13 protein-coding genes are annotated in these 17,922 nt (G+C 70.6%); 8 read left to right on the top strand and 5 right to left on the bottom strand.

Features of this window, described 5'->3' with window-relative positions; all coding sequences use genetic code 11:
• Positions 1–95: 95 nt before the first annotated feature.
• Entirely contained in the window at positions 96–2,663 is a 2,568-nt protein-coding gene (locus ACEZDE_RS12450; protein ID WP_380535572.1) for a SpoIIE family protein phosphatase, read from the top strand.
• A gap of 99 nt (positions 2,664–2,762) precedes the next feature.
• On the opposite strand, the gene ACEZDE_RS12445 is transcribed toward ACEZDE_RS12450, so the two are convergent.
• From ACEZDE_RS12445 to ACEZDE_RS12430, 4 genes are read right to left on the bottom strand one after another with little or no spacing between them, the layout of a single operon-like run.
• Positions 2,763–3,527, bottom strand: coding sequence for a succinate dehydrogenase/fumarate reductase iron-sulfur subunit (locus tag ACEZDE_RS12445; protein WP_380535570.1), 765 nt, complete (start codon positions 3,525–3,527; stop codon positions 2,763–2,765).
• Positions 3,524–5,479: a fumarate reductase/succinate dehydrogenase flavoprotein subunit gene (locus ACEZDE_RS12440; RefSeq protein WP_380535569.1), complete on the bottom strand. Its 1,956-nt coding sequence runs from the start codon at positions 5,477–5,479 to the stop codon at positions 3,524–3,526. Before ACEZDE_RS12440 ends, ACEZDE_RS12445 begins: the two co-directional genes overlap by 4 nt.
• Before the next feature lie 15 nt (positions 5,480–5,494).
• On the bottom strand, positions 5,495–6,340 hold the full coding sequence (locus ACEZDE_RS12435; protein ID WP_380535568.1) for a hypothetical protein: 846 nt from the start codon (positions 6,338–6,340) through the stop codon (positions 5,495–5,497).
• 39 nt (positions 6,341–6,379) lie between these two features.
• A complete protein-coding gene (locus ACEZDE_RS12430; RefSeq protein WP_380535567.1) occupies positions 6,380–6,676 on the bottom strand; it encodes a hypothetical protein in 297 nt (98 codons plus the stop codon).
• A 316-nt stretch (positions 6,677–6,992) separates the two neighbouring features.
• Here ACEZDE_RS12430 and ACEZDE_RS12425 point away from each other — a divergent pair, with 316 nt between their 5' ends.
• From ACEZDE_RS12425 to ACEZDE_RS12395, 7 genes are all read left to right on the top strand, one after another.
• Complete coding sequence (locus tag ACEZDE_RS12425) at positions 6,993–8,804, top strand: ABC transporter family substrate-binding protein (protein WP_380535565.1); 1,812 nt, start codon at positions 6,993–6,995, stop codon at positions 8,802–8,804.
• 259 nt (positions 8,805–9,063) lie between these two features.
• A complete protein-coding gene (gene typA / locus ACEZDE_RS12420) occupies positions 9,064–10,926 on the top strand; it encodes a translational GTPase TypA (RefSeq protein ID WP_380535563.1) in 1,863 nt (620 codons plus the stop codon).
• A 370-nt stretch (positions 10,927–11,296) separates the two neighbouring features.
• Positions 11,297–12,949 (top strand): peptide ABC transporter substrate-binding protein, encoded by a 1,653-nt coding sequence (locus ACEZDE_RS12415; RefSeq protein WP_380535561.1) that lies wholly within the window; start codon positions 11,297–11,299, stop codon positions 12,947–12,949.
• Positions 12,950–13,039: 90 nt separating this feature from the next.
• Positions 13,040–13,963 (top strand): ABC transporter permease, encoded by a 924-nt coding sequence (locus ACEZDE_RS12410; RefSeq protein WP_380535559.1) that lies wholly within the window; start codon positions 13,040–13,042, stop codon positions 13,961–13,963.
• Positions 13,956–14,984 carry an ABC transporter permease gene (locus ACEZDE_RS12405; RefSeq protein ID WP_380535557.1) on the top strand — a complete coding sequence of 343 codons (1,029 nt, stop codon included), beginning with the start codon at positions 13,956–13,958 and terminating at the stop codon, positions 14,982–14,984. Before ACEZDE_RS12410 ends, ACEZDE_RS12405 begins: the two co-directional genes overlap by 8 nt.
• A gap of 13 nt (positions 14,985–14,997) precedes the next feature.
• A complete protein-coding gene (locus ACEZDE_RS12400; protein ID WP_380535555.1) occupies positions 14,998–16,044 on the top strand; it encodes an ABC transporter ATP-binding protein in 1,047 nt (348 codons plus the stop codon).
• On the top strand, positions 16,037–17,098 hold the full coding sequence (locus ACEZDE_RS12395; RefSeq protein WP_380535553.1) for an ABC transporter ATP-binding protein: 1,062 nt from the start codon (positions 16,037–16,039) through the stop codon (positions 17,096–17,098). The genes ACEZDE_RS12400 and ACEZDE_RS12395 overlap by 8 nt, the downstream gene beginning before the upstream one ends.
• 49 nt (positions 17,099–17,147) lie before the next feature.
• Here ACEZDE_RS12395 and ACEZDE_RS12390 read toward each other — a convergent pair whose 3' ends face one another.
• Positions 17,148–17,825, bottom strand: a complete 678-nt coding sequence (locus ACEZDE_RS12390) for a Type 1 glutamine amidotransferase-like domain-containing protein (protein ID WP_380535551.1) — start codon at positions 17,823–17,825, stop codon at positions 17,148–17,150.
• Positions 17,826–17,922 lie beyond the last annotated feature (97 nt).

The following is a 17,922-nucleotide window of genomic DNA, read 5'->3' as shown; positions in this document are numbered from 1 at the left end:
GCAGGGCATCTCTGGGCAGCGGGTCGGGCCCAGAGTCCACCGAGCATGCGCGGGGTGCTTTTCCGCACCCCGCCGCCGAGGGCCGATCGGACGCGATGGACCACAAGACCCGTCCCGCGGACGTGCCCGCGGCCCCGGCGGCACCCGCGGCCCCGATGGCTCCCGCCCCGACGACCGCGCCGGCCGCGTCGGAAGGTGAGCCCACCGCCCTGGAGAACTGGGGGCACGGCGAGCCCGGCTCCATCTACGACTACATACGGATCGCCTCCTTCTCGATCGACTCCGACGGCCTGATCAGCCAGTGGAGCGACCGCGCCGCCGAGTTCTTCGGCGTCCCGGCCGAAGAGGCGGTCGGCCGGGACCCGGTCACCACCTTCGCCCCGCGCGAGCTCTGGCGCCGAGGCCGGGAGCGGATGGCCGAGATCCTGGCCGGGCAGGAGTGGGTCGGCACCGCCCCCTACCGGGACAGCGACGGCGTCGAGAGCGTCGCCGAGCTGTACCTGATGCCGGCCCGGGGCGAGGACGGCCGCAACGGCGTCGTCTGCATGGCCGTCGACCTGCGCAAGCTGCGCCGGATCGAGACCGATCTGGCCGCTTCCGAGGCGGTCTTCGGTCAGGCTCCGACCGGCTTTGTGCTGTTCGACCAGGACTTCACGGTCCAGCGGGTGAACGAGAGCTTCGCCGACGGCCTGGGCATGGTCCCCGGCGTGCTGCAGGGCGTCACCGTGCACGACCTGCTGCCCCGGCCCGAGGCGGACCGGCTGCAGCAGGCGCTGCGGACCGTGATGGAGACCGGCGACCCGATCGTCGACCTGCGCTTCAACGGCGCGGTGGCCGCCAAGCCCGGCCGCCGCCGCTGGTCGATCTCGCTGTACCGGCTGCTCAGCGGCAACAACCGGCCGATGGGCGTGGCCGGACAGGTGGTCGACGTCACCGGCCGCCAGCGGGCCGAGCGCGAGGCCGCCAGCGCCCGCCGCAGCCTGGCCCTGCTGAACGAGGCCGGGGCGCACATCGGCTCCACCCTCGACCTGGAGACCACCGCCCGCGAACTGCTGGACGTCACCGTCCCCGGCTTCTGCGACGTGGCCTCGGTCGACCTCTACCAGGGCGTCCTGGCCGCCGACACCGACCCCGGCCTCGGGCTGCAGCTCGGACGCGCGGACGGCGGCGGCGAACTGCGCCGGGTCGCCTCGGCCAGCACCGTCTCGCACACCTCGGTGCTCACCCCCGGCGCCGGACACCAGGGCCCGCGCGCCGAGATCGGCGGCAACTTCTGCTACCCGCCGCACTCGCTCTACGCCAAGGCGCTGCGCACCGGCCGCAGCATCACCCTGACCAGCTCCGGCAACCCCGACCCGGACCCGATGATCGCCAGCACGGTGATCGTGCCGATGGTCGCCAGGGACACCGTGCTCGGGCTGGTCCAGCTCTCCCGGGCCAAGGGCAGCGAGCCGTTCGACGCCAGGGACGTGGCCATCGCCACCGAGCTGGTCGCCCGCGCCGCCGTCTGCATCGACAACGCCCGGCTCTACCGGCGCGAGCACGAGCGGGCGCTGATCCTCCAGCGCAGCCTGCTGCCCCCGGGCAGCCCGGCCGCGTCCGGACTGGAGATCGCCTGCCGCTACCGCCCCGGCAGCAGCGGCACCGAGGTCGGCGGCGACTGGTTCGACATCATCCAACTCCCGGGAAACCGGACCGCGTTGGTCATCGGCGACGTGATGGGCCGCGGCCTGCACGCCGCTGTCGCGATGGGCCAGCTGCGCACCGCGGTCCGCACCCTGGCGATGCTGGACCTGGACCCGGCCGAGGTGCTGACCGCCCTGGACGAGATCGCCCGGGGCCTCGGCGACGACCCGGACGACATCAGCGCCGACTCCGACCGGGTCGAGCTCTACCTCGCCACCTGCGTCTACGCCGTGTACGACGCGGTCACCCGGCGATGTACCTTCGCCAACGCGGGCCACCTGCCGCCGGTGCTGGTCAACCCGGGCGAGGAGGCGCTGATGCTGGACGTCCCGCCGGGGCTGCCGCTGGGCGTCGGCGGCGAGCCGTTCGAGGAGGTCACCGTCGAGATCCCGGACGGCGCGCTGCTCGGCCTCTACACCGACGGCCTGGTCGAGTCCCGCAAGCACCAGTTGGAGGAGGGCCTGTCCGCGCTGCGGGAGACCCTCTCCGGGCCGCCGCGCGAGCTGGAGAACCTCTGCGACCACCTGCTGACCGCCCTCGACCCGCACCACGGCGAGGACGACATCGCGCTGCTGATGGCCAGGGTGCACGCGCTGCCCGCGGACGCGGTCGGCGACTGGACCCTCCCGTCCGAGCCCACCTCGGTCGCCCGCGCCCGCGAACTCGCCTGCGGCTGGCTGCTGGCCCGGGGCCTGGACGACCTGATCGACACCTGCGAACTGCTCGTCAGCGAGCTGGCCACGAACGCCCTGCGGCACGGCCGCGGCAACATCCGGCTGCGGCTGCTCAGGGACACCAAGCTGGTCTGCGAGGTCTGGGACAACGGCTACGCCCAGCCCCGCCGCCGCCGTGCCCGGGACACCGACGAGGGCGGTCGCGGCCTGCAACTGGTCAGCATGCTCGCCGACCGCTGGGGCAGTCGGCGGACGCCCAGCGGCAAGACCGTCTGGTTCGAACTGGCACTGCCGAGGACGTAGCTGCGGCGTGTGCAATCGGCCCCGTTGCAGACAGCTGGGGGCGCGGGGAACTGCGCGAACGGCAACCCCCGCCGTCGTGCAGCTCCCCGCAGACCGTGCCTACCTCCGACGCGAGATCTTCGACCCCAGCCAGACCAGCGGATCGTACTTCCGGTCGACCGCCCGTTCCTTCAACGGAATCAGCGCATTGTCGGTGATCTTGATGTGCTCCGGGCAGACGTCCGTGCAGCACTTGGTGATGTTGCACATCCCCAGCCCGTGCTCCTCCTGCGCGGTCCGCTTCCGGTCGAGACCGGTCCCCTCGGCGTCGTCCAACGGGTGCATGTCCAGCTCGGCGACCCGCATCAGGAACCGCGGCCCGGAGAACTCCGGCTTGTTCTCCTCGTGGTCCCGGACCACATGGCAGGTGTTCTGGCACAGGAAGCACTCGATGCACTTCCGGAACTCCTGCGACCGGTTCACGTCCTCCTGCTGCATCCGGTACTCGCCCGGCTTCAGCCCCTGCGGCGGGATGAAGGACGGGACCTCCCGCGCCTTGGTGTAGTTGAACGACACATCGGTCACCAGGTCCCGCAGCACCGGGAAGGTGCGCATCGGCGTGATGGTGACCGGCTCGTCGGGCGACAGCGTCGACATCCGGGTCATGCACATCAGCCGGGGCCGCCCGTTGATCTCGGCGCTGCACGACCCGCACTTCCCGGCCTTGCAGTTCCACCGCACGGCCAGGTCCGGCGCCTGGGTCGCCTGCAGCCGGTGCACGATGTCGAGCACAACCTCGCCCTCGTTCACCTCGACCTCGTACTCCTCGATCCCGCCGCCCGAGGAGTCGCCGCGCCACACGCGGAAGTTGGCCTGGTAGCTCACTGCTCGGCTCCGTCCGGGACGTCGGTGGTGGTGCGCTGCGCGGGGACGTCCGCCACCGGCAGCTCCGGCTCGGTCAGGTACTTCTTCAGCTCGCTGGTCTCGAACAGCCCCAGCAGGTCCGCCCGGATCGGCGGGTTGTCCTTGTGCCGCAGACTGATCTGCCCCTCCGCCGACGGCTTGTCGGCCAGCGAGCAGATCAGGTTGACCTTGCGCCAGCCGCTGTCCATCTCCGGGTGGTCCTCGCGGGTGTGCCCGCCCCGGCTCTCGGTGCGCTCCAGCGCCGCGCGGGCCACGCACTCCGAGACCAGCAGCATGTTCCGCAGGTCCAGGGCCAGGTGCCAGCCCGGGTTGAACTGCCGGTGCCCCTCGACCACGGCCCGTTCGGCCCGCTCCCGCAGCCCGGAGAGCCGCTCCAGCGCCTCGGCCATCTCGCCCTCCCGGCGGATGATGCCGACCAGGTCGTTCATGGTCTGCTGGAGCTCCTGGTGCAGCGTGTACGGGTTCTCGGCCGGGCCGCCGTCGCCGCCGGCGCCCTCGAACGGCGCGACCGCCTCCGCCGCCGCCGCGGTGATCTGCGCCTCGTCCAGGGTCGGCCGGACCGCCAGCGCCGCCGCGTACAGGGCGGCGTGCAGCCCGGCCCGGCGGCCGAAGACCAGCAGGTCGGAGAGCGAGTTGCCGCCGAGCCGGTTGGAGCCGTGCATCCCGCCGGCGACCTCCCCGGCGGCGTACAGGCCGGGCACCGACGCCGCCGCGGTGTCCGGGTCGACCTCGACCCCGCCCATCACGTAGTGGCAGGTCGGGCCGACCTCCATCGGCTCGGCGGTGATGTCGACGTCCGCCAGCTCCTTGAACTGGTGGTGCATCGACGGCAGCCGGCGCCGGATCTCCTCGGCCGGGAGCCGGGTGGAGACGTCCAGGAAGACCCCGCCGTGCGGGGTGCCGCGCCCGGCCTTGACCTCGGAGTTGATGGCGCGGGCCACCTCGTCGCGAGGCAGCAGCTCGGGGGGACGCCGGTTGTTGGCCTGGTCGGCGTACCAGCGGTCGCCCTCGGCCTCGGTCTCGGCGTACTTCTCCCGGAACACGTCCGGGATGTAGTCGAACATGAACCGCTTGCCGTCGCTGTTGCGCAGCACCCCGCCGTCGCCGCGGACCGACTCGGTGACCAGGATGCCCTTCACCGACGGCGGCCAGACCATGCCGGTCGGGTGGAACTGGACGAACTCCATGTTCAGCAGGTTCGCCCCGGCCAGCAGCGCCAGCGCGTGCCCGTCGCCGGTGTACTCCCAGGAGTTGGAGGTGACCTTGAAGGACTTGCCGATGCCGCCGGTGGCCAGGATCACCGCGGGCGCCTCGATGGTGAAGAACCGCCCGGACTCCCGCTGGTAGCCGAACACCCCGCTGACCCGGTCCTCCGCCTTCAGCACCCGGGTGACGGTGTACTCCTGGAAGACCTTGATCCGGGCCTCGTAGTCCTCGTACTCCTTGAAGTCCTCCTGCTGCAGGCTGACCACCTTCTGCTGCAGGGTGCGGATCAGCTCCAGGCCGGTCCGGTCGCCGACGTGCGCCAGCCGCGGGTACTCGTGCCCGCCGAAGTTGCGCTGGGAGATCCGGCCGTCCTTGGTGCGGTCGAACAGCGCGCCCCAGGTCTCCAGCTCCCAGACCCGGTCCGGGGCCTCCCGGGCGTGCAGCTCGGCCATCCGCCAGTGGTTCAGGAACTTGCCGCCGCGCATGGTGTCGCGGAAGTGCGTCTGCCAGTTGTCGTCGGAGTTGACGTTGCCCATGCTGGCGGCGATGCCGCCCTCGGCCATCACCGTGTGGGCCTTGCCGAACAGCGACTTGCAGATGATCGCGGTGCGCATCCCCTGCTCGCGGGCCTCGATAGCGGCCCGCAGCCCCGCGCCTCCGGCGCCGACCACGACCACGTCGTACCTGTGGCGCTCCACCTCAGTCATTCGGTTCAGTCCTTCTCAGAAGAAGCGGGGGTCGCTGAAGGCACCGCTGGCGACCAGGTACACGTACAGGTCGGCGACCCCGACGCTGATCAGCGAGGCCCAGGCGAGCTGCATGTGACGGGCGTTCAGCTTCCCGACGAAGCTCCACATCCGGTACCTGACCGGGTGCTTGGAGAAGTGCTTCAGCCGCCCCCCGACGATGTGCCGGCAGGAGTGGCAGGACAGGGTGTACGCCCAGATCAGCCCGATGTTGACGAGCAGCACCAGGGTCCCCAGGCCGGCGTGCCCCCACTGCCCGGCCGGGTTGCGGAAGCCCAGCGCCGCGTCGTAGGTCAGGATGCCGGCGACCACGATGGCGAAGTAGAAGAAGTACCGGTGGATGTTCTGCAGCACCAGCGGGAAGCGGGTCTCCCCGCTGTACTTCGCGTGCGGCTCGGCCACCGCGCAGGCCGGGGGCGAGGACCAGAACGCCCGGTAGTAGGCCTTGCGGTAGTAGTAGCAGGTCATCCGGAAGCCCAGCGGGAAGATCAGCACGATCAGCGCCGGGGAGATCCGCCACCAACTGCCGAACAGCGCCCAGTCCGCGCCGCCCGGCATGTCCGGGCAGTTGGCCGCCAGGCAGGGCGAGTAGAACGGCGAGACGTACGGCGCCGCGTAGGAGGTGTGCAGCCCCCAGAACGCGCGCCAGGTGGAGTACACGATGAACGCCAGCAGCCCCAGCCCGGTGGCGAGTTGGGGCACCCACCAGCGGTCTGTGCGCAGGTGCCGCGCGGAGATGGCGGCCCGCCCGGGGGAGTGGACCCCCCGTCCCGGCGGTTCTGGACTGGACGGGGACTCCGGTGGCCGGATCTCGGTCGTCACGCTGCTCTCTTCCTCCTGCTGGTCGCTCCCGCGCACCGGTCAGCGGTGCCGGCAGCCGATGCCTTCGTCGTCGGCGTCACGCCACATCGACGGGTCGTACGGGGTGTCCGGGACGTCGACCATCGCCCGCGGCCCGGGGACCGGGCCCGCCGCCGCGGCGCTGAGCAGGGCGAGACTCTCCCGCAGGTGCACCAGGTCGGTGCGGACCCGCCGGACGTCGAGATCGGCGTCGTCGGTTCCCGGGAAGGCGGTCCGCAGCGCCCGGTCCAGTTCCTCCAGGCAGCGCCCGGCCGCGGCCAGGGGAGCGGGGCCGGGGGTAGGAGCAGTCGAGGGCATGACGATGCCACCTCCGCACGTGCGTGCTGATCAACATGTCTGATGTTCCGTCAGGCAGTGGTGCGGAAGCGAGTGTGTCCCCGATCACAGGCCGCTGGGAAGGGCTTGGGCAGGATTGGCGGGATTTCCCGAGTCCGCGCGGGCGGCGCGCGCCCCGCGGGCGGTGCGACCGCTGCCCCGAACGGGTGGTTCTTCGTACTGTCGTAGCCGTGTCGGGCGCCGGTCGCGGCTCCGGTGGATTTCAGTGATGGGGCGTCAAACCACCAGTCACCGGTCGATGTGCGCCGCTGTGCACGCACGAAGGTATGAGGTCACCGTGTCCCGTCGCCAGCTCTCCCACGGCCCGATCGCCGCCGTCGCCGCCGCCGCCCTCGGGGTGACCCTGGCGGCCTGCTCCGGCGGCGGCAGCGGCGGCGGAGGCGCCACGCCCAGGGCCGCCGACCTGGTCCAGGCGGGCCGGGCCTCGGTGGTCCAGGGCGGCACCCTGCGCTGGGCCGTCGACGCCGTGCCGAGCACCTTCAACGCCTTCCAGGCCGATGCCACCGACGACACCACGCTGGTTGCCGAGGCGGTGCTGCCCACCCTGTTCACCCTGGACGAGCACGCCGACGCCAAGCCGGACCCGGACTACCTGACCGGTGTCGAGCAGACCTCCGCGCAGCCGCAGACCGTGGTCTACCACCTCAACCCCAAGGCGGTCTGGAGCGACGGCAAGCCGCTCTCGGCGGCCGACTTCAGCGCCCAGTGGCACGCACTCAACGGCAAGGACCAGGCCTTCTGGACCGCGGGCACGGCCGGCTACGACGACATCGCCTCGGTCTCCCAGGGGGCGACCCCGCAGGACGTCAAGGTGGTCTTCAGCAAGCCCTACGGCCCGTGGAAGGGCCTGTTCGCACCGCTCTACCCGGCCGCGGCCACCGCCACCGCGGCGGCCTTCAACGAGGGCTCGCGGACCAAGCTGGCGGCCGACGCCGGCCCGTTCACGCTGAAGTCGGCGACCGGCGGCACGGTCACCGTGGTCCGCAACCCGCACTGGTGGGGCGAGCCGGCCAAGCTGGACGCCATCGACTTCACCGCCGTCGCCCCCGAGGCCCGCACGGCCGCGCTCAGCGCCGGGAAGCTGGACGTCGCCGACCTCAGCGAGACCGTCGACGACGACGGCGCCGCCGCGCTGACCAAGGCCGCCGCGGTGTCCGGGGTGACCCTGCACCGGGCCTCCGCCCCGGCCTACGTCCAGCTCACCCTGAACGGCGGCAGCGGCCCGCTGGCCGACCCGGACCTGCGCCGGGCGGTCGCCCAGGCGGTCGACCGGACCCAGATCGCCAATGCGGTGCTCACCCCGCTCGGCCTGCCCGCGGTGGCGCTCGGCAGCCACCTGGTGATGGCCGACCAGCAGGGCTACCAGGACGACAGCGGCGCGCTCGGGGCCGGCACCGACAACGCCGCCAAGCGGCTGGACGCGGCCGGCTGGAAGCTGGGCAACCCGGTCGCGGTGCAGGGCGACGCCGTCGCGCCGTCCAGCGCGGCCGCCACCCCGGCCCCGTCCGGCAGCGCCGGCGGCGCCAGCGGCTCGCCCGCGCCGTCCACCGGAGGACGGGCCAAGGACGGCCACCAGCTCGCGCTGACCCTGCTCACCCGCACCGGCTCGGCGCTGGACGCGCAGGTGGCCGGGCTGCTGACGACCCAGCTCGCCAAGATCGGAATCCCGGTCACCACCCGGGCGGTCTCCAGCGGCACCTTCTTCACCGACCACGTGGCCGGGGGCGACTTCGACCTGGCGCTGTTCTCCTGGCCCGCCTCCGCCTTCCCGGTCGCCGACGAGGCCGCGCTGTTCACCAAGCCGCAGGTGGGCCCGGACGGAGCGCCGGTGAACGGGCAGAACCTCTCCGGCACCGGCACCGACGAGGTGGACCGGCTGCTGGCCCAGGCCACCTCGGCGCTGGACCCGGCCCAGGCCGCGAAGCTGGTGGTCCAGGCGGACGCGCGGATCTGGCAGGAGGCCCCCTCGCTGCCGCTGTTCCAGCGCCCCGAGGTGGTCGCGGTCCGCTCCGGCGTGGCCAACGCCGGGGCCTTCGGCTTCACCGCGCCGCGGTTCCAGGACCTGGGCTTCACCCAGGCCCACTCCTGAGGCGGTTCTGAGCCCGTTCACGAGGGTGCGGCGGGGCGGAGTGTGACGCGGGTCGCACCGCTCGCGCCGGGGTGCGGCCCCGGCGCGGGCGGTGCCAGTGCGCGCGGCCCCGTACCATGGGGGTAAGCCGTGGCATGTTCTGCCCGGCAGGTGGACCGGCGGCAGGTGGCGCGGACGACTCGGGAGGGTCGGCGCATCGAGTGCGGCCCGAGCCAAACGGCACCGTCCACGCCCCACGACCCGGGAGATTCGCCCCCGTATGCCCACGCGTAATGACATCCGAAACGTCGCCATCGTCGCCCACGTCGACCACGGCAAGACCACGCTGGTCGATGCCATGCTCAAGCAGGCGGGCGCCTTCGCCGCTCATCAGCACCTCGATGACCGGATGATGGACTCGAACGACCTGGAGCGCGAGAAGGGCATCACCATTCTCGCGAAGAACACCGCGGTCAAGTACCACCCCAAGGGTGGCGGCGACGTGGTGACCATCAACATCATCGACACCCCCGGCCACGCCGACTTCGGCGGCGAGGTCGAGCGCGGCCTGTCCATGGTCGACGCAGTCGTGCTGCTGGTCGACGCCTCCGAGGGCCCGCTGCCGCAGACCCGCTTCGTGCTGCGCAAGGCGCTGACCGCGAACCTGCCGGTGATCCTCTGCATCAACAAGACGGACCGCCCGGACTCCCGGATCGACGAGGTCATCAACGAGACCTACGACCTCTTCCTGGACCTGGACGCGACCGAGGAGCAGATCGAGTTCCCGATCGTCTACGCCTGCGCGCGTGACGGCGTGGCCTCGCTGACCAAGCCGGAGAACGGCACCGTCCCGGCGGACAGCGACAACCTGGAGCCGTTCTTCTCCACCATCCTGTCGGCCGTCCCGGCCCCGACCTACACCGAGGGCGCGCCGCTGCAGGCGCACGTCACCAACCTCGACGCGGACAACTTCCTCGGCCGGATCGCGCTCTGCCGGGTCGAGGAGGGCGAGATCCGCAAGGGCCAGCAGGTGGCCTGGATCCAGCGCGACGGCACGATCAAGCAGGTCAAGGTCACCGAGCTGCTGATGACCGAGGCGCTCACCCGCAAGCCGGCCGAGCTGGCGGGCCCCGGTGACATCTGCGCGATCGCCGGCATCCCGGACATCATGATCGGCGAGACCCTGGCCGACCTGGAGAACCCGGTCGCGCTGCCGCTGATCACGGTGGACGAGCCGGCCATCTCGATGACCATCGGCACCAACACCTCGCCGATCGTCGGCAAGGGCGGCAAGGGCCACAAGCTCACCGCCCGGATGGTGAAGGACCGGCTGGACCGCGAGCTGATCGGCAACGTCTCGCTCCGGGTGCTGCCGACCGAGCGCCCGGACGCCTGGGAGGTCCAGGGCCGCGGCGAGCTGGCGCTGGCGATCCTGGTGGAGACCATGCGCCGGGAGATGTTCGAGCTGACCGTCGGCAAGCCGCAGGTGGTCACCAAGGAGATCAACGGCAAGCTGCACGAGCCGGTCGAGCGGATGACCATCGACGCCCCGGAGGAGTACCTGGGCGCGATCACCCAGCTCATGGCGGTCCGCAAGGGCCGCATGGAGACCATGACGAACCACGGCTCCGGCTGGGTCCGGATGGAGTTCGTGGTCCCGTCCCGCGGCCTGATCGGCTTCCGCACCCAGTTCCTCACGGACACCCGCGGCACCGGTATCGCGCACAGCATCTTCGAGGGCCACGAGCCGTGGTTCGGCGAGCTGCGGATGCGCAACAACGGCTCGCTGGTCGCCGACCGCGCGGGCGTGGTGACGCCGTTCGCGATGATGGGCCTGCAGGAGCGCGGCGTGATCTTCGTCGAGCCCACCACCGAGGTGTACGAGGGCATGATCATCGGAGAGAACTCCCGCTCCGACGACATGGACGTCAACATCACCAAGGAGAAGAAGCTCACCAACATGCGCGCCGCCTCCTCCGACACCACCGAGAACCTGGTGCCGCCGCGCAAGCTCTCGCTGGAGCAGTCGCTGGAGTTCTGCCGCGAGGACGAGTGCATCGAGGTCACCCCGGAGACCGTGCGCATCCGCAAGGTCGTCCTGGACGCGCAGACCCGCGGCCGGATGCGCGGCCGCAACAAGTAGCCGCGGGCGCCTCCGCGCGCTGGGCCGAACGCCGCCCGGCGGCACCCGAAAGGGTGTCGCCGGGCGGTTTTTTGCATCCCCGGGGCCGTGACTGTACGTAGTGTCGAGGGGTTCGCGTGTCCGCGCCCCGATGGTACGGATATCGGTGACATGATGCGCCCCGAGCGCACCTGCTGTCCGTTTGATGGCTGCTTGAACCCACCTGGACACGCCCGGCTTGCGAGACAAGGGTCACAGGCGTGTGATCAAAACGAAATGTAATTTGGTCATAAGCAGTTCTGATGGTGACGGATAGTAGGAATCGGGGTGCCCAGGGGTGGGTGCCGCGCGTACGGGAACGACTGGACAGCACGTCTGAGGAGGCACGTCCATGCGTGGAGCCACGCAAGCCAAGTTCGCCGCCGGAGCGATCGTCATCGCCCTTGCGGCCACTGCCTGCAGCAGCAGTGGGAGCGGGAGCGGCAGCTCCGGGAGCTCCGGCGCCGCGAACGCCAGTGGCGTTGTCCGCGCATGGTGGGGTGACCCGCAGAACCCGCTCATCCCGACCGACACCAATGAGGTGAACGGCGGAGCGGTGCTCAACATGATCTTCACGGGCCTGAAGTCCTACGACCCGAAGACCGCCAAGGCGATGAACGCCAACGCGGAGTCGGTCACCACCACCGACCAGCAGAACTTCACCATCAAGCTGAAGCCCGGCTGGAAGTTCAGCGACGGCACCACGGTGACCGCCCACTCCTACGTGGACGCCTGGAACTGGGGCACCTACCTGCCCAACGGCCAGAACAACACGGACCCGTTCTTCACCGCCATCAAGGGCTACACCGACGTGCACCCGGCCACCGGGGCGCCCACCGCGAAGACCATGTCCGGGCTGAAGGTCATCGACGACAACACCTTCACCGTGGCGCTCACCCACAAGTTCTCCACCTGGCCGGACACCCTGGGCTACTCGGCGTTCTACCCGCTGCCGCAGGCGTTCTTCACCAACAAGGCCGCGTGGGAGGCCAAGCCGATCGGCAACGGCCCCTACGTGATCCAGTCGTGGACCCACAGCCAGCAGATGCAGCTGCGGCCCAACCCCACCTACTCGGGCGACCAGAAGCCCAAGAACGGCGGGATCGACCTCAAGGTCTACACCGACGCCAACGCCGCCTACGCGGACCTGCAGTCGGGCAACCTGGACGTCGACAACGGCCTGCCGAACTCCGCGCTGAAGACCGTCCAGACCGACCTGAACGGCCGTTACATCAACGAGCCGGCCGGCATCAACCAGACCATCTCGTTCCCGCTGTACCAGCCGGGCTGGAACACCGCGAACGCGAAGCTGGTCCGGCAGGGCCTGTCCATGGCCATCGACCGGCCGACCATCACCAAGCAGATCTTCAACGACACCCGCACCCCGGCCACCGACTGGACCTCCCCGGTGCTCGGCGACGCGGGCGGCTACAAGGAGGGGCTGTGCGGTGACTTCTGCACCTACAACCCCACCAAGGCCAAGCAGCTGATCACCCAGGGCGGCGGCATCCCCGGCGGCCAGCTGACCATCAGCTACAACGCCGACGGTCCGCACAAGGAGTGGGTGGACGCGGTCTGCAACAGCATCAACAACGTGCTGGGCAACAACAAGGCCTGCGTCGGCAAGCCGGTCGGCACCTTCGCGGACTTCCGCAACCAGGTCACCAAGAAGCAGGAGACCGGCGCCTTCCGCACCGGCTGGCAGATGGACTACCCGCTGATCCAGGACTTCCTGCAGCCGCTTTACTACACCAACGCGGCCTCCAACGACTCCCACTACAGCAACAAGACCTTCGACTCGCTGGTCGACCAGGCCAACGCCGAGGGTGACACCACCAAGGCCATCGCCGACTTCCGGAGTGCCGAGCAGCAGTTGGTCACCGACATGCCGGTGATCCCGCTCTGGTACCAGAATGGCACCGCCGGCTGGTCGTCCAAGGTGAGCAACGTGACGCTGGACCCGTTCAGCGTCCCGGTCTACACCGACATCACCGTCAACAAGTAGCCGCCCGACGCCGGCCGCTGCTCGACGGACGGCGGCAGCCGGGAACCCACAGGTTCCCGGCTGCCGCCTCGCCCACTCCCTGGAGGTTCCATGGGGCGCTACGTCATCAGACGACTGCTCCAGATGATCCCGGTCTTCATCGGGACCACATTCATCATCTTCGCGATGGTGCACGCTCTCGGCGACCCCGTGAACGCGCTGTTCGGAGACAAGGCGCCGGACCCGGCCGTGGCCGCGCAGCTGCGGCAGCAGCTCGGGCTCAACGATCCGCTGTGGCTGCAGTACCTGCACTACATGAAGGGGATCTTCACCGGGGACCTCGGCAACACCTTCAGTGGACAGACCGTCACCTCGCTGCTGGCGTCGGCCTACCCGACCACGCTCAAGCTCACCGCGGTGGCCTTCACCGTCGAGGTGGTGTTCGGCATCGGGCTCGGCCTGATCAGCGGGCTGCGCCGGGGCAAGCTGGTGGACACGCTGGTGATGGTGCTGACCCTGCTGGTCATCTCGATCCCGGTGTTCGTGATCGGCTACGTGCTGCAGTACCTGCTCGGCGTGAAGTGGGGCATCGTCAACGCCACGGCCGGCTACGGCGCCCCGATCGGCGACCTGATCCTGCCCGGCTTCGTGCTCGCCTCGGTGTCGCTGGCCTACGTCGCCCGGCTGACCCGGACCACCGTCGCCGAGAACAGCAAGGCCGACTACGTCCGCACCGCGACCGCCAAGGGCCTGCCGCGCCGCCGGGTGGTGATGAACCACCTGCTGCGGAACTCGCTGATCCCGGTGATCACCTTCCTCGGCACCGACCTCGGCGCCCTGATGGGCGGCGCGCTGGTGACCGAGCGCATCTTCAACATCCAGGGTGTCGGCTACTGGCTCTACCAGGGCATCGTCCGGCAGAACACCCCCACGGTGGTCGGCTTCGTGACCATCCTGGTGGTGGTGTACCTCCTGGCCAACCTGCTCGTCGACCTGCTCTACGCGGTCCTGGACCCGAGGATCCGTTATGTCTGACCAGCAGCCGAACAAGCCCGAGGGCATCCCCGACGTCTCCAGCACCGAGTCCTCCAGCGCCTTTCCGGAGACCCCCACGCTGGGCGCGATGGGGGCACAGCCCCTGCTCGACAAGGAGGACCTGACCCGCACCCCGCCGCAGTCGGCGGAGGCGGTCGCGGTCACCGACCGGGAGGTGGCCCGCAGTCTCTGGCAGGACGCCTGGCGCGAGCTGCGCACCAACCCGGTCTTCCTGATCTCCGGCGTGCTGATCGTCTTCCTGGTGCTGGTCGCGATCTGGCCCGGTCTGTTCGACTCGACCGACCCGCTCCAGTGCGACCTGTCGAAGTCCCAGCTCGGCCCCACCTCCGGGCACCCCTTCGGCTTCGACACCCAGGGCTGCGACGTCTACGCCAGGACGATCTACGGCGCCCGCGCCTCGATCACGGTCGGCGTGTTCGCCACCCTGGGCGCGGCGCTGCTGGGCACGGTGATGGGCGGTCTGGCCGGCTTCTTCGGCGGCTGGATCGACGCGGTGGTCTCCCGGATCGCCGACATCTTCTTCGGCATCCCGATCCTGCTCGGCGGCCTGGTCTTCCTGTCCGTCATCCCGAGCCAGTCGATCTGGGTGGTGGTCGGCTTCATCGTGGTGCTCGGCTGGCCGCAGATCGCGCGCATCGCCCGAGGCGCGGTGATCACCGCGAAGCAGCAGGACTACGTGACCGCCGCGCGGGCGCTGGGCGCGGGCAACGGCCGGCTGATGCTGCGCCACATCATGCCCAACGCGCTGGCTCCGATCATCGTGGTGGCCACCATCGCCCTGGGCACCTACATCTCGCTCGAAGCGACCCTGTCCTACCTCGGCGTCGGCCTGAAGCCGCCGACCGTCTCCTGGGGCATCGACATCTCGGCGGCGGCGGACACCTTCCGCAACGCCCCGCACATGCTGCTGTTCCCCGCGGGCGCGCTGTGCATCACCATTCTGGCGTTCATCATGCTCGGCGATGCCGTTCGCGACGCCCTCGACCCCAAGCTGCGCTGAGAGAGGCGGAAACGTGAGTACAGCAGTCTCCGCACGCGCGAGGACCGGCGACACCGAGAACCAGCCCCTGCTGCAGGTCCGCGACCTGCACGTGGAGTTCCGGACCAGGGACGGCGTGGCCAAGGCCGTCAACGGGGTGAACTACAGCGTCAGGGCCGGTGAGACGCTGGCGATCCTGGGCGAGTCCGGCTCCGGCAAGTCGGTCTCCTCGCAGGCCGTGATGGGCATCCTGGACAGCCCGCCCGGGTTCGTCACCGGCGGCGAGATCCTGTTCAAGGGCCGCGACCTGCTCAAGCTCTCCGCCGAGGAGCGCCGCAAGGTCCGCGGCGCGCAGATGGCCATGGTGTTCCAGGACGCCCTGTCCTCGCTGAACCCGGTGCAGACCGTGGGCACCCAGCTCGGCGAGATGTACCGGGTGCACAAGGGCAGCAGCCGCAAGGACGCCAAGCTCAAGGCCGTCGAGCTGATGGAGCGGGTCGGCATCCCGGCCGCCAAGGAGCGGGTCAACCAGTACCCGCACCAGTTCTCCGGCGGTATGCGGCAGCGTGTCATGATCGCCATGGCGCTGGCGCTGGAGCCCGACCTGATCATCGCCGACGAGCCCACCACCGCCCTGGACGTCACCGTCCAGGCCCAGGTGATGGAGCTGCTGCAGGACCTGCAGCGCGAGTACGACATGGGCCTGATCCTGATCACCCACGACCTCGGCGTGGTCGCCGACGTCGCGGACAAGATCGCGGTGATGTACGCGGGCCGGATCGTCGAGACCGCCCCGGTGCACGAGCTGTACGCGCGCCCGGCGCACCCGTACACCCGCGGGCTGCTGGACTCGATCCCGCGGCTGGACCAGAAGGGGCAGGAGCTCTACGCGATCAAGGGCCTGCCGCCGAACCTGCTGCGGATCCCGTCCGGCTGCGCCTTCAACCCGCGCTGCCCGATGGCGCAGGAGGTCTGCCGGGTCGAGGTGCCGCCGCTGCACGCGGTCACCGAGGACGACGGGCGCGAGCTGCCGGGCCGCGGCAGCGCCTGCCACTTCTGGAAGGAGACCCTCCATGGCTGAGGCGTCGGAATCGGTCAGAAGCGGGCACGGGGAGCCGATCCTCCAGGTCCGCGACCTGCGGAAGCACTTCCCGCTGCACCAGGGGATCGTCTTCAAGAAGCAGGTGGGCGCGGTCAAGGCGGTGGACGGGGTCTCCTTCGACCTCTACCAGGGCGAGACCCTGGGCATCGTCGGCGAGTCGGGCTGCGGCAAGTCGACCCTGGCCAAGGTGCTGATGAACCTGGAACGGGCGACGTCGGGCCAGGTGCTGTTCAAGGGCGAGGACATCTCCAAGGCGTCCGGCAAGGCGCTGAAGTCGATCCGCCGCAACATCCAGATGGTCTTCCAGGACCCGTACACCTCGCTGAACCCCCGGATGACGGTGGGCGACATCATCGGCGAGCCGTACGAGATCCACCCGGAGGTGGCCCCCAAGGGAGACCGCCGCAAGGCGGTGCAGGACCTGCTGGACGTGGTCGGGCTGAACCCCGAGTACATCAACCGGTACCCGCACCAGTTCTCCGGCGGCCAGCGCCAGCGCATCGGGATCGCCCGCGGCCTGGCCCTCAAGCCGGAGATCATCATCGCGGACGAGCCAGTGTCGGCCCTGGACGTGTCGGTGCAGGCGCAGGTGATCAACCTGCTGGAGCAGCTGCAGGGCGAGTTCGACCTCTCCTACATGTTCATCGCGCACGACCTCTCCATCGTCCGGCACATCTCCGACCGGGTCGGCGTGATGTACCTGGGCAAGATGGTGGAGATCGGCTCCGACGAGGAGATCTACGAGCACCCGACGCACCCGTACACCCAGGCGCTGCTGTCCGCGGTGCCGGTGCCGGACCCGTCCGGGCGCGAGGGCCGGGAGCGGATCCTGCTCTCCGGCGACATCCCCTCGCCGGCCAACCCGCCGTCCGGCTGCCGCTTCCGCACCCGCTGCTGGAAGGCGCAGGAGAAGTGCTCGACCGATGAGCCGTTGCTGGCCGTCCCCGAGCTGTTCCGGGGTCAGGACACCCCGGCCGCGCACGAGTCGGCCTGCCACTTCGCCGAGGACGTGGACGTGGTCGGCGCGAGCTGAGCCGCACCCCTCAGGGCCCCTCAGCGGCCCCCCAGGCCCCGTACGCCCCTCAGGGGGTGTACGGGGCTTCGGCGTTCGCGGTGACCCGGTAGAGGGCTGCTCCGGGCCTGCGGGTGACCACCTCGGTCGGCGCCCCGTCGGTGAACAGCGCGGCGGCGCCGTCGTCCAGGGCCCAGCCGGGGGGCAGCGCGCCGGAGCCGACCGCGGCCCGGTACGCCGGGCGGCGGTGCTCCTCGGAGTCGTAGTGCGGGCACATGCTGCCGGGCAGCAGGCCGAGCCCGTCCGGCAGCGGAGCCAGTGCGCCGAAGGAGTCGGTCAGGCAGGCCTCGAACCAGCAGGCGGCCCCGGCGCTGATGCCGCAGAGCAGCACCCCGGCCGCGTAGGCCTCGCGCAGGATCTCGTCCAGGCCGTGGGTCCGCCAGACCGCCAGCAGGTTCGCGGTGCTGCCGCCGCCGACGTACAGCACGTCCTGGGACAGCACGAAGCGGCGCAGGTCCGGCTCGGTGCGGCGGAACAGCGGCAGTTCGGCGGGCTCGCAGTCGCGCGGCCCGAAGGCGCTGCGGAAGCGCTCGACATAGCCGGCCGAGTCGCCGCTCGCGGTCGGCACGAAGCACACCCTGGGCCGGGCCCGACCGGTCAGCCCGAGCACGTAGTCGTCGAGGACGGTGTCCGGGTCGTTCGAGAAGCCGCCGCCGAGCAGGACCACGCGTCCGGGTGCCGTGTTCATGATCGCCATGCTAGCGGCGGGCCCGGCCGGGCCCGCAACGCCGGCGGCCCCGCCCAGTCGTGCCGGATCCGAGCCACCGTCAGCGGAAGACCGACCG

This window comes from Streptacidiphilus cavernicola (assembly GCF_042510955.1).
Lineage (GTDB): Bacteria > Actinomycetota > Actinomycetes > Streptomycetales > Streptomycetaceae > Streptacidiphilus > Streptacidiphilus cavernicola.
This window is presented reverse-complemented; position numbering and strand designations above follow the sequence as displayed.

What these genes read in the sequence shown, in the direction of transcription:
- ACEZDE_RS12450 (WP_380535572.1), top strand. Translation starts at nt 96, where the DNA reads ATGGACCACAAGACCCGTCCCGCGGACGTGCCCGCGGCCCCGGCGGCA.
- ACEZDE_RS12440 (WP_380535569.1), bottom strand. Translation starts at nt 5,479, where the DNA reads ATGACTGAGGTGGAGCGCCACAGGTACGACGTGGTCGTGGTCGGCGCC.
- ACEZDE_RS12430 (WP_380535567.1), bottom strand. Translation starts at nt 6,676, where the DNA reads ATGCCCTCGACTGCTCCTACCCCCGGCCCCGCTCCCCTGGCCGCGGCC.
- typA (WP_380535563.1), top strand. Translation starts at nt 9,064, where the DNA reads ATGCCCACGCGTAATGACATCCGAAACGTCGCCATCGTCGCCCACGTC.
- ACEZDE_RS12415 (WP_380535561.1), top strand. Translation starts at nt 11,297, where the DNA reads ATGCGTGGAGCCACGCAAGCCAAGTTCGCCGCCGGAGCGATCGTCATC.
- ACEZDE_RS12410 (WP_380535559.1), top strand. Translation starts at nt 13,040, where the DNA reads ATGGGGCGCTACGTCATCAGACGACTGCTCCAGATGATCCCGGTCTTC.
- ACEZDE_RS12405 (WP_380535557.1), top strand. Translation starts at nt 13,956, where the DNA reads ATGTCTGACCAGCAGCCGAACAAGCCCGAGGGCATCCCCGACGTCTCC.
- ACEZDE_RS12395 (WP_380535553.1), top strand. Translation starts at nt 16,037, where the DNA reads ATGGCTGAGGCGTCGGAATCGGTCAGAAGCGGGCACGGGGAGCCGATC.
- ACEZDE_RS12390 (WP_380535551.1), bottom strand. Translation starts at nt 17,825, where the DNA reads ATGAACACGGCACCCGGACGCGTGGTCCTGCTCGGCGGCGGCTTCTCG.